This is a genomic window from Mesorhizobium sp. M7A.F.Ca.CA.004.04.2.1 (assembly GCF_004022825.1).
GTDB lineage: Bacteria > Pseudomonadota > Alphaproteobacteria > Rhizobiales > Rhizobiaceae > Mesorhizobium.
On sequence record NZ_RZPH01000068.1, the window covers coordinates 1 to 11,438 of the forward strand.

9 protein-coding genes are annotated in these 11,438 nt (G+C 62.3%); 4 read left to right on the top strand and 5 right to left on the bottom strand.

Going from position 1 to position 11,438, the window contains the following annotated elements; all coding sequences use genetic code 11:
* Positions 1-161 (bottom strand): ATP-binding cassette domain-containing protein (locus tag EN893_RS05310; RefSeq protein WP_128361439.1); only part of this gene is annotated, 161 nt, incomplete at its 3' end.
* Positions 162-164: 3 nt separating this feature from the next.
* Positions 165-1,418, bottom strand: a complete 1,254-nt coding sequence (locus EN893_RS05315; RefSeq protein WP_027035742.1) for an ABC transporter substrate-binding protein — start codon at positions 1,416-1,418, stop codon at positions 165-167.
* A 188-nt stretch (positions 1,419-1,606) separates the two neighbouring features.
* On the opposite strand from EN893_RS05315, the gene EN893_RS05320 reads away from it, so the two are divergent.
* From EN893_RS05320 to EN893_RS05330, 3 genes are all read left to right on the top strand, one after another.
* Positions 1,607-2,425: an alpha/beta hydrolase gene (locus EN893_RS05320; protein WP_127272179.1), complete on the top strand. Its 819-nt coding sequence runs from the start codon at positions 1,607-1,609 to the stop codon at positions 2,423-2,425.
* A gap of 129 nt (positions 2,426-2,554) precedes the next feature.
* Positions 2,555-6,364, top strand: a complete 3,810-nt coding sequence (gene metH, locus EN893_RS05325; RefSeq protein WP_127272180.1) for a methionine synthase — start codon at positions 2,555-2,557, stop codon at positions 6,362-6,364.
* 103 nt (positions 6,365-6,467) lie between these two features.
* Positions 6,468-7,862, top strand: coding sequence for a multicopper oxidase family protein (locus EN893_RS05330; protein WP_127267973.1), 1,395 nt, complete (start codon positions 6,468-6,470; stop codon positions 7,860-7,862).
* 33 nt (positions 7,863-7,895) lie between these two features.
* Here EN893_RS05330 and EN893_RS05335 read toward each other — a convergent pair whose 3' ends face one another.
* The 3 genes from EN893_RS05335 to EN893_RS05345 form a co-directional block, all read right to left on the bottom strand.
* Positions 7,896-8,183, bottom strand: a complete 288-nt coding sequence (locus EN893_RS05335) for a PTS sugar transporter subunit IIB (protein WP_023809203.1) — start codon at positions 8,181-8,183, stop codon at positions 7,896-7,898.
* A 17-nt stretch (positions 8,184-8,200) separates the two neighbouring features.
* Complete coding sequence (locus EN893_RS05340; RefSeq protein ID WP_127267974.1) at positions 8,201-8,662, bottom strand: PTS sugar transporter subunit IIA; 462 nt, start codon at positions 8,660-8,662, stop codon at positions 8,201-8,203.
* A 73-nt stretch (positions 8,663-8,735) separates the two neighbouring features.
* Positions 8,736-10,142, bottom strand: coding sequence for a PTS transporter subunit IIC (locus EN893_RS05345; RefSeq protein ID WP_027035737.1), 1,407 nt, complete (start codon positions 10,140-10,142; stop codon positions 8,736-8,738).
* A gap of 340 nt (positions 10,143-10,482) precedes the next feature.
* Between EN893_RS05345 and EN893_RS05350 the strand changes: the two genes are divergently transcribed.
* On the top strand, positions 10,483-11,438 hold a 956-nt coding region (locus EN893_RS05350), incomplete at its 3' end, for a homoserine dehydrogenase (protein WP_127267975.1).

The window sequence follows — 11,438 nt, forward strand, 5'->3', positions numbered from 1 at the left end:
AACGGGATGCCGGTGATGATGTTGAACAGCGTGCTCTTGCCGCTGCCGTTCGGGCCGGCGATGCCGAAGATCTCGCCGGCTTCGACCTTGAACGACACGCCGTCGACGGCCTTCAGCGAACCGAAGGCCTTCGACACGTCGTCCAGTTCAAGCAGGGCCATTCCCTACTTCATCCAGGGCTGGAGCTTGAAGGCGCCGGTGGCGTATTTTTCCGGCGAGATCAGCGTGCGCTGGCCATCCCAGATCTGGAAGAAGGTGATTGGAATATAGTCGTCGCCCTGCGTGGCAAGGTGGGTGGCGGGATCGAATTTCAGCCGCCCTTCCGCGACCTGCTTGTCGGTCTCCGACAGCGCCTTCATGATCGCCGCATGGTCGGATGCGCCGCCGACCTTCTTGACCGCGTCGAAATAGACATTGGTCATTTCGTAGAGGCCGACGCCGTAGGTGCCGCTCTCGACGCCGTATTTTGCCTTGAACTTGGCCGCCACCTCATCGGCGCGCGGGTTCTTCGGCGTCGTCAGCGCGCCGCCGAGCAGGTTGTAGATGACACCATCCGACTTCTTGCCGGTCAGCTCGACGAATTCCGGAACGCTCGGTGCGTATTGCAGGAAGACGAGGCTCTTGGTCGGCTGCTCGAGGAACTGGTTCAGGAACGACGCCGAATTGCCGGGCAGATAGTCGGTGTTGATGACGACATCGGGAACGTTCTCGCGCACCTTGGCGAGGATCGAACGCCAGTCGGTCACTTCGCCGAATGGCACGATCTCGTCGACGGTGATGGTCCAGCCCTTCTCCTTGAAGGTCTTCTTCATGCCTTCGGAGATGGTCTTCGAATAGGCGTTGTCGGACGAGATGATGGCGACCTTCTTGGTCGGCAGGGTGATCTTGCCATCGGCCGCGAGCTTCTCGACGAACAGGGTTACGTCGGTGTTGTAGGCGTCGAAGGAAGGGGTCAGCGACCAGCAGCACATATATTTGTCGGGGCTCGGCGCGATGATGTCCCTGGTCTGCTGCGAGGTGGCCGCCAGCATGTAGGGCATTTCCGCCTCGGCCATGTTGTCGATCTCGAAATTGGTCAGGCTGGCATAGCCGGTCAGCATGAAGTGCACGCCCGGATCGCCAAGCAGGCGCTCGACCGCGCTGGTGACGTTGCCGGCGGACTGATCCTTGACGTCGCCGACCACCAGTTCGAACGTATCCCCGGCAACGCCGCCGGCTGCGTTGGCCTCGTCGATGGCCATCTGCACGCCGCGCTGGAATTCCTGGCCGTCCGCCGCGGCAGGGCCGGTCAGCGGCGCAAGCAGGCCGATCTTGACGACGTCGGCAAAGGCGGGGGCGGCTGATGCGGCAAACATGCCGATCAGCGTGGTGCTCATCAGCATATGGCGGATTCGACTTGCGGCGGATTTGGGCTTCATCGTGCTGTTCCCTGTTTCCTCCCGTTCATCGGGAGTTGGATAATTGACAATCTACGCATAATTGTTCTTATTTGAAAAGGATTTTTCAACGCAACCTGGCCGGGAAGATGGTTCCCGCAAAGGTATGGAAGCCGTGGCGCTTTGCTGCGCAACTGCACTAAAACAAGGCAATTATAACGGAGCGGACAATGACGATCGCGCAGAAGACCCTTGACACCAGCCACGGCAAGATCGCGGTGCGCCAGACCAGTGGCCAGGGCACCGCTGTCATGCTGATCCACGGCAATTCATCTTCCAGCGCCGTTTTCCGCAACCAGTTGGACGGCCCGTTGGGCGAGCGCTACCACCTGATCGCTCCCGACCTGCCCGGCCACGGAGCGTCCGGCGATGCGATCGATCCTGAGCGTTCCTACAGCATGGAAGGCTATGCCGATGCCATGACCGAAGTGCTTGGGCTGCTCGGCATCGACAAGGCCATCGTCTTCGGCTGGTCGCTCGGCGGCCATATCGGGCTTGAGATGATCGACCGCTTTCCCGGCCTGCTTGGCCTGATGATCACCGGCACGCCGCCCGTCTCGCCCGAGGAGGTCGGCAACGGATTCAAGCCGAGCCCGCATATGCACCTCGCGGGGCAGGAAACCTTCAGCGGCGCCGATGTCGAGGCCTATGCGCGCAGCACTTGCGGCGAGCCGTTCGAGCCGTTTCTCATCGACACGGTGGCGCGCACCGATGGGCGGGCGCGGCGCCTGATGTTCGAAAAGTTCGCGGCCGGCACCGGCCGGAACCAGCGCGAAATCGTGGCCGGCAAGACGCCGCCGATCGCCGTTCTGAACGGCATCGACGAGCCATTCGTCAACACCGATTTCGTCTCCGCTGTGAAATTCTCCAATCTATGGGAAGGCAAGGCCCATCTGCTCGACAAATCCGGCCACGCGCCGTTCTGGGATTCGCCGGATCGTTTTGATCCGATCTTCGCCCGCTTCCTGGCAAGCGTCGACAGAGCGTAGGTTCGTAGTAAACCGCGCCTCAGACCCCACTTCGTGATGGGTGGGGTGACAATGGCGAGCATCTGTCGTATATTGACATAAAGATATCCTTATGTGACATGAAAAGGTCTGTCGCCAAAGGGATAAAAAATGTCGCAGAATTCTGCATCGCTGGACGCATTGTTCGGCCCCGTAGCGGCAAAACCCGACGGTTCGGAAGTGCTTGCGGCGCTCACTGCGGCAGCACGCGAGCGCATTCTCATCCTCGACGGCGCCATGGGCACACAGATCCAGGGCCTCGGCTTTGACGAGGACCAGTTTCGCGGCGAGGCCTTCGCCGGCTGCGCCTGCCATCAGCAAGGCAACAACGATCTTCTGATCCTGACGCAGCCCGGGGCGATCGAGGAGATCCACTATCAATACGCCATCGCGGGCGCCGACATCCTCGAAACCAACACTTTCTCCTCGACCTCGATCGCACAGGCCGACTACGGCATGGAAGATGCCGTCTACGCGCTGAACCGCGATGGCGCGCGGCTGGTACACCGCGCTGCTGTTCGTGCCGAGCAGCAGGACGGTAAGCGCCGCTTTGTCGCCGGCGCACTCGGGCCGACCAACCGCACCGCCTCGATGTCGCCCGACGTCAACAATCCCGGCTACCGCGCCGTGACCTTCGACGACCTGCGCCTCGCCTATGGCGAGCAGCTGCGCGGGTTGATCGATGGCGGCGCCGACATCATCCTGATCGAGACGATCTTCGACACGCTGAATGCCAAGGCGGCGATCTTCGCAGCGGAAGAGATCTTCATCGAAAAGGGCGTGCGCCTGCCGGTGATGATTTCGGGCACCATCACGGACCTCTCCGGCCGCACGCTGTCGGGCCAGACGCCGACCGCCTTCTGGCATTCGGTGCGCCATGCCAGCCCCTTCACCATCGGCCTCAACTGCGCGCTCGGCGCCAATGCGATGCGGGCGCATCTGGCCGAGATTTCAGGCGTCGCCAACACCTTCACCTGCGCCTATCCGAATGCCGGCCTGCCCAATGAATTCGGTCGGTATGACGAGAGCCCGGACTTCATGGCCGCGCAGATCGAGGAGTTTGCCCGCGAGGGACTGGTCAATGTCGTCGGCGGCTGCTGCGGTTCGACGCCCGAGCACATCCGCGCCATCGCCGAAGCGGTGAAGAAATATCCGCCACGTGCCATTCCAGACATCGAGCCCAAGATGCGCCTGTCCGGGCTGGAGCCGTTCACGCTCACCGACGAGATTCCGTTCGTCAATGTAGGCGAGCGCACTAACGTCACCGGCTCGGCCAAGTTCAGGAAACTGATCACGGCAGGCGACTATGTCGCCGCGCTCGACGTCGCGCGCGACCAGGTCGCCAATGGCGCGCAGATCATCGACATCAACATGGACGAGGGGCTGATCGATTCGAAGAAGGCGATGGTCGACTATCTCAACCTGATCGCCGCCGAGCCGGACATAGCCCGCGTTCCCGTCATGGTCGACAGTTCGAAATGGGAGATCATCGAAGCCGGCTTGAAATGCGTGCAGGGCAAGCCGCTGGTCAACTCCATTTCGATGAAGGAGGGCGAAGAGGCATTCCTGCATCATGCCAGGCTGGTGCGGGCCTATGGCGCCGCCGTGGTCGTCATGGCTTTCGATGAGGACGGCCAGGCCGACACCAAGGCGCGCAAGGTCGAGATCTGCACGCGCGCCTACAAGCTCCTGACCGAGCAGGCCGGCTTCCCGCCCGAGGACATCGTCTTCGATCCCAATGTCTTCGCCATTGCCACCGGCATCGAGGAGCACGACAATTACGGTGTCGACTTCATCGAGGCGGCCGGCGAGATCACCGCGACGCTGCTGCATGTTCATATCTCCGGCGGCGTGTCGAACCTGTCCTTCTCGTTCCGCGGCAACGAGCCGGTGCGCGAGGCCATGCATGCCGTGTTCCTCTACCATGCCATCCAGCGCGGCATGGACATGGGCATCGTCAATGCCGGTCAGCTTGCCGTCTACGATACGATCGAGCCTGATCTGCGCGAGGCCTGCGAGGACGTCGTGCTCAACCGCGCGCCCAGGGCCGGCGGCACCGCCACCGAACGCATGCTGGAGATTGCCGAACGCTTCAAAGGCACGGCCGGGAAGGAAGCGCAGGAGCGCGATCTCGCCTGGCGCGAATGGACTGTCGAACAGCGGATCAGCCATGCACTGGTCAACGGCATCACCGAATTCATCGACGCCGACACCGAGGAAGCGCGGCTTGCCGCCGAGCGGCCGCTGCATGTCATCGAAGGCCCGCTGATGGCCGGCATGAACGTCGTCGGCGACCTGTTCGGCGCGGGCAAGATGTTCCTGCCGCAAGTGGTGAAATCGGCGCGGGTGATGAAGCAGGCCGTCGCCGGATTGCTGCCGCATATGGAGGCCGAGAAGCTGGCCAACGCCGCCAACGGCATCGACAATGGCGAACGCCAGACAGCGGGCAAGATCCTGATGGCGACGGTCAAGGGCGATGTCCATGACATCGGCAAGAACATCGTCGGCGTCGTGCTCGCCTGCAACAACTACGAGATCGTCGATCTCGGCGTCATGGTGCCGGCGGCCAAGATCCTGCAGACGGCCCGTGAGCAAAATGTCGATGTCATCGGCCTTTCCGGCCTGATCACGCCGTCTCTCGATGAGATGGTGCACATGGCTTCGGAAATGGAGCGTGAAGGCTTCGACATTCCGCTGCTGATCGGCGGCGCGACGACCAGCCGTGTGCACACGGCGGTGAAGATCCACCCGCGCTACACCAAGGGCCAGACGGTCTACGTCACCGACGCCAGCCGGGCGGTGGGTGTCGTGTCGTCCTTGCTGTCGAACGAGACCAAGGGCGGCTATGTCGACACGGTGCGCACCGAATACAAGAAGGTCGCCGATGCGCATGCCCGCTCCGAAGCCGACAAGCAACGGCTGCCGCTGGCCAAGGCGAGGGCCAATGCGCACCGGATCGACTGGTCTGCCTACGAGCCGCCGAAGCCGTCCTTTACCGGCGTCAAGGTATTCGTGAACTGGGATCTCACCGAACTCGCGCGCTACATCGATTGGACGCCGTTCTTCCAGACTTGGGAGCTGAAGGGCCGTTATCCCAAAATTCTCGAAGACGAGGCGCAAGGCGCCGCCGCGCGCCAGCTGTTCGAGGATGCGCAGGCGATGCTGAAGCAGATCATCGCCGAGAAATGGTTCGCGCCGCGCGGCGTCGTCGGTTTCTGGCCGGCCAATGCCGTCGGCGACGACATCAGGCTGTTCACGGACGAAAAGCGGTCGCAGGAACTGGCGACCTTCTTTACCTTGCGCCAGCAGCTGACCAAGCGCGACGGCAAGGCCAATGTCGCACTGGCGGACTTCGTCGCGCCAGCGGAGTGCGGCAAGCCGGATTACATCGGCGGCTTTATCGTCACCGCCGGCATCGAGGAGGTGGCTATCGCCGAACGGTTCGAGCGAGCGAATGATGATTATTCGTCGATCATGGTCAAGGCGCTGGCAGACCGCTTCGCCGAAGCCTTTGCCGAGCGGATGCATGAGAAGGTGCGCAAGGAATTCTGGGGCTATGCTTCAGATGAAGCGCTGGCGCCGGACGAACTGATCGGCGAACCCTATCGCGGCATTCGTCCGGCGCCCGGCTATCCGGCGCAGCCCGATCACACCGAGAAGGCGACTTTGTTCCGGCTGCTCGACGGTGAGCGCAATGCAGGCGTGAGCCTGACCGAAAGCTATGCAATGTGGCCGGGTTCCTCGGTATCAGGCATCTATCTGGCGCATCCCGAAAGCTATTATTTCGGCGTCGCCAAGGTCGAACGCGACCAGGTCGAGGATTACGCACGCCGCAAGGCGATGCCATTGGCCGAGGTAGAGCGCTGGCTTGGCCCCATCCTCAACTACGTACCGGCACACTATGCCGAGGCGGCTGAATAGCGGCGCCATGCGTTCAACAGAATTTGCGCTGGTTGCCGGCTTGTGATCCGTGGCGCGGCGGTTACACCTGCGCGGGCAGCCGTCTTTATAGTTGGAGCGCCGAATGACCTTACTCACACGCCGCAGGCTTTTGAAGACGGCTGCGGTTGCCGGCGCGGGCGGGATCGGGCTTTCGGCGATGGGCCGGCTTGGTGGCTGGGCCGCCGCGACGCCTGAGCCGGTGGTTTTGCAGACGGCAAAGATCCAGGCGAAGCTGATGGATGTCGGCCAGACCAGGGATGTGCTGACCTATGGCAACGCCGGAATGCCGCCCGTGCTCAGGATGAAAAAGGGCGAGCCCTTCGCAGCACGCCTTGTCAACGCGATCGACGATCCGACGACGATCCACTGGCACGGTATTCGCGTTCCCAACAAGATGGACGGCGTGCCGTTTCTGGTACAGCCCTACGTCTACACCGGCGATCATTTCGACTACGCCTTCACGTCGCCCGATGCCGGCACCTTCTGGTACCACCCGCATTGCAACACGCTGGAGCAGATGGGCCATGGCCTGACCGGCGTGATCGTGGTCGAGAATCCCAACGATCCGAAATTCGATGCCGAAATCGTCCTCAATTTGCGCGACTGGCGCCTCGGCGACGACGGTCAGTTCATCGACCAGTTCCGGCCGCGCGATGCCGCGAGAACCGGCACTTACGGCACGGTACGCACCGCCAACTGGCTCGACCAGCCGCAATATGATGCGCCGGCCGGCGGACTTGCGCGGCTGCGTGTCGCCATCACCGACGTGACGCGCATCTACGCTTTCCGCGTCGACGGTGCGGAGGCGAGTGTCATGGCGCTCGACGGCAATCCGGTGCCTGAGCGTTTTTCGCCCGACGCCTTGCTGCTCGGACCCGGCCAGCGCATGGAGCTGGCCATACGCATGCCCGACAATGAAGGCGCGATGGTCAGCTTGAGGGACGTCAGGGGCACCAAGCCAAAAATCCTGGCGACCCTGCGCGCGACAGGAAAATCCCTCAAACGGGACATTCGCGATGTTGCTCCGCTGGAGCTCAATCCGGTGGCGGAAGTGGATCTCGCCAGTGCCAGGCATATTTCCCTGGCACTAAGCGCCACGGCGGAAAACGTCCCGAGCGATGGCATCTGCGGTTCGCTTGGCTATAGTTTCTGGGCCCTCAACAAAGTGCCGTGGCCAGGCGACACCAAGGACCCGACCGCGCCACTGGCCGAATTGAAGCTTGGCCAAAGCTACGTCATCGACATGGAGAACCTGACGCCGCAATCTCATCCGATGCATCTGCACGGTATGAGCTTCAAAGTGCTGTCATCCTCGACGCGCCAGGTTCAGCCTGTGATTTCCGACACCTATCTCATCCAGCCCAACGAGAAGGTTCAGCTCGGCTTCGTCGCCGACAATCCCGGCGATTGGCTGCTGCACTGCCACATCATCGAGCACCAGAAATCGGGAATGACGAGCTATGTCAGGGTGGTGTGAAGCCGCGTCAGCCTGCGCGTAGCGTCTGTGCCGTCATTTGCGCAACTGCGCCTCGATCTCGTCGAGCACCTTGTCCTTGCCGATGCCGGTGAGGAAGGCGAGGCCCTTGATCACCGGCTTGGTGACCGAAGCGGAGATCGGGGTGGTTGCGACGATGAAGTCGACATTGTCGGCCAGTCCGGGCACTTCGGTGGCCTTCGCCTGCTGGGCATTGAAGGTGAGGCCGCGTTTCTTCATTTCCTCGGTGACGGCGACATTGACCGCGGTCGAGGTGGCGATGCCCGTGCCGCAGGCAAAGAGAATGGTTTTCTGTCTCGACATCTCTGCTTCTCCTTGTTTCAGCCGAGTACGGCTCGCACGTCTTCGAGGGTTCTGGCCGACCTCAAATCATCCAAGGCTTGCGGGTTCTGGATGGTGGCCATGACGGCCTGCAGCGCCTCAATCTGCTTGTCCTTGTCGTTGATGGCAAGCAGGAAGACGAAGCCGACCGGCAGCATCTCGTCGGGATCCTCCATGTTGGCGAAGGTCACTGGTTGCTTCAATGTGCCCATCGCGATGCCAGGCTTCAGCACATGCTCCGGATCGGTGTGCGGCACCGCGACATTATCGGAGCGTTCCAGCGGCAGTCCGGTCGGGATGGTCAATTCGCGGCGCACGACCGCGTCGGCATAGCTGCTTTTGACATAGCCAAGTCTCTCCAGCCGGCCCGCCAGGATGCGGATGATCTCCTCATTGGTCGAGGCATCGGATCCGAGCACGATCGCGTCAGGGTCCAGAAGCTGCATGAGTCCGTCGGACATTCTTTGCTCCGTCTATGAAATCGTGCGCCGCGGGAAGGGCGCACGATCGGTTTGAGGGTGGACGCTATCAGGTTCAGGCCGTCTCTTCGGCCGGCTCGTCCTCGGCGCCCGCGGCCCGCTCCCAGCCGAGCGGATTGCGGCGGTAGAGGACAAACAATGCCGCGATGACCACTGCGATCACGATGATGCCGACAAGCCCCATCCCCTGGATCGCCTCGATGACCACGTAAGGCACCCACAGGAAGCCGTCGACCACCGAGGTGATCTGCAGCGCGTCCGCCGGCAGCTTGAAGCCCGACGAGACTGCTGCGCTGGTGAACAGCGGCGCCAGCGCGTTGGCGACGTAGAAGCCGATGGCCAGCGTCACCGTGCCGATCACCACCATGCGGAACACGTTGCCTTTGACCAGCGGCGCGGTCATGGCGACGATGAAGGGGATGACCGCGAGGTCGGCGAACAGGATGACGCGGTTGCCCGGCAGGATGATGGACAGGATGATCGCGATCGGCACCAGGATCAGCGACGACGAGATCGCGGCCGGATGGCCGATCAGGATCGCCGAATCGAGGCCAACGAGAAGCTCTCGGTCACCGGTGCGCTTGCGCACGAACGCCTGTGCGGCGTCGGAGACGGGGATCAGCCCCTCCATCAGGATCTTGACCATGCGCGGCAGCAGCAGCATCACCGCGGCCAGTGTCATGCCGGTGCCCAGAACCTTGGCCAGCACCACGCTGAGATCACCCGCATTGTAGAACGCGATTGCACCAAGCACGAGGCCGATGATGAGGCCCATCACGACAGGTTCGCCGAACACGCCGAACCTGCGCTCGATCGTATCGGTGTTGATGTTGATGCGGTTGATCCCGGGAATGCGGTCCATGATCCAGTTGAGCACAATGGCGATCGGCAGGATCTGTGCCGAGGCGAGATGCGGCACCGAAATGCCGGGCACGCCGTAGAACTGCTGTACCGCGCGCGCCGACCAGTCGGCGAACAGCAGCGAGAGTGCTGCGACAAGTGCTGCGACCGCGATGCCATAGGCCAGATTGTCGGTTGCGGCGACCACCAGCGAGCCGACAAAGGCGAAGTGCCAGAAATTCCAGACGTCGACATTGAGCGTGCGCGTCATGCGTGTCAGCAACAGCACGATGTTGACGAGGATGCCGACCGGAATGACCCAAAGGCCGACCGACGAGCCGAAGGCGATCGCGGCCGCGGAGGGCCAGCCGACATCGATGATGTCGCGATGAATGCCGGTGTTGGTGACGATGGCCTTGGCGACGTCGCCAATCGACGTGAACATGAGGCCAAGCACCAGATTGATGCCGATGAAGGCGACGCCGATGGTGACGGCGGCGCGAAAAGCCTTGCTGACCTTGGCGCCCAGAACCACGGCGATGATGAAAATGACAATTGGCAGCAGGATCGTCGGGCCAAGCGTATCGATGGCCCCTTTTAGGCCCGCGAGAACAGTATCCATTTTTCCTCCCCTGGAGCCGCGAGCCTTCGCTCGACGCCTCGCAATGATGCTCCATCCAGCCTTTGACGCCCCGGCGCAAAGACACTCCCCAATTTGCCCCAGAGGCGAATGCTTTCCGACTGTCGCGTCGGTGAACATTTGCCTTTGTTGACAAACGAATGTTTTATTGGGGTTGTCAGCTGCGATGTCAATTGGTTGCGCTTCGGCCAATCGAGCCTCGGCGGTCGTCCCTTCCGAGACGATTTCGCGGGAAATTGCCGGTCGCGACCGGGTTTCGTTGGCAAATAGAACCCGTTCCCTGCTATCCGACCTCAAATCACGAAGCTGTGGACATTCCTGCATGACCAACGTCGCCCTGACCGGCCTTGCCCGCGATCTCGCCAGGCGTGCCGCCGAGGGCCGCCCGGTGCGCATCGGTGTCATCGGTTCGGGCGAAATGGGCACCGATCTGGTCACCCAAGGCATGCTGATGCCAGGCATTTCGATCTGCGCCGTCTCGACGCGCCGCCCGCACACCGCGCGCGATGCCATCCGTATCGCCTATGGCGACGAAGCCATGGCCGTCGAAGCCGACACCGCGTCGAAAGTCACCGGCGCTATCGAGAGCGGCAAGATCGCCGTCACTTCGAACGAGATGCTGGTCACCAATCCGCTGATCGACGTCGTCATCGACGCCACCGGCAAGCCGGGCGTCGCCGCCGATTTCGACCTCATGGCGATGGAGCACGGCAAGCATCTGGTGATGATGAACGTCGAGGCCGACGTCACCATCGGCTGCTACCTCAAGCAGCAGGCCGACCGGCTTGGCGTCGTCTATTCGGTGGGTGCGGGCGACGAGCCGTCGAGCTGCATGGAACTGATCGAATTCGCGTCGGCGCTCGGGCTGACCATCGTCTCGGCCGGCAAGGGCAAGAACAACCCGCTCAACCACGATGCCGTACCGGACGACTATCGCGCCGAAGCCATCCGCCGCAACATGAACCCGCGCATGCTGGTCGAGTTCGTCGACGGTTCCAAGACCATGGTCGAGATGTGTGCCATCGCCAACGCCACCGGGCTGGTGCCCGACGTGCCCGGCATGCACGGCCCCAAGGCCGACCGCGATGACCTCGCCAAGGTGCTGATCCCGCGCGAGGATGGCGGTCTGTTGCTCAGGAAAGGCGTCGTCGACTACACGGTCGGCAAGGGCGTCGCGCCTGGCGTGTTCGTCATCGTCGAGGCGACGCATCCGCGCATCATCGAGCGCATGGACGACCTGCATATCGGCCACGGCCCCTACTACAGCCTGTTTAGGCC

Bases quoted from the DNA above. Each gene is read 5' to 3' on its own strand.
- metH (WP_127272180.1), top strand. From the start codon at position 2,555: ATGTCGCAGAATTCTGCATCGCTGGACGCATTGTTCGGCCCCGTAGCG.
- EN893_RS05340 (WP_127267974.1), bottom strand. From the start codon at position 8,662: ATGTCCGACGGACTCATGCAGCTTCTGGACCCTGACGCGATCGTGCTC.
- EN893_RS05315 (WP_027035742.1), bottom strand. From the start codon at position 1,418: ATGAAGCCCAAATCCGCCGCAAGTCGAATCCGCCATATGCTGATGAGC.
- EN893_RS05345 (WP_027035737.1), bottom strand. From the start codon at position 10,142: ATGGATACTGTTCTCGCGGGCCTAAAAGGGGCCATCGATACGCTTGGC.
- EN893_RS05335 (WP_023809203.1), bottom strand. From the start codon at position 8,183: ATGTCGAGACAGAAAACCATTCTCTTTGCCTGCGGCACGGGCATCGCC.
- EN893_RS05330 (WP_127267973.1), top strand. From the start codon at position 6,468: ATGACCTTACTCACACGCCGCAGGCTTTTGAAGACGGCTGCGGTTGCC.
- EN893_RS05320 (WP_127272179.1), top strand. From the start codon at position 1,607: ATGACGATCGCGCAGAAGACCCTTGACACCAGCCACGGCAAGATCGCG.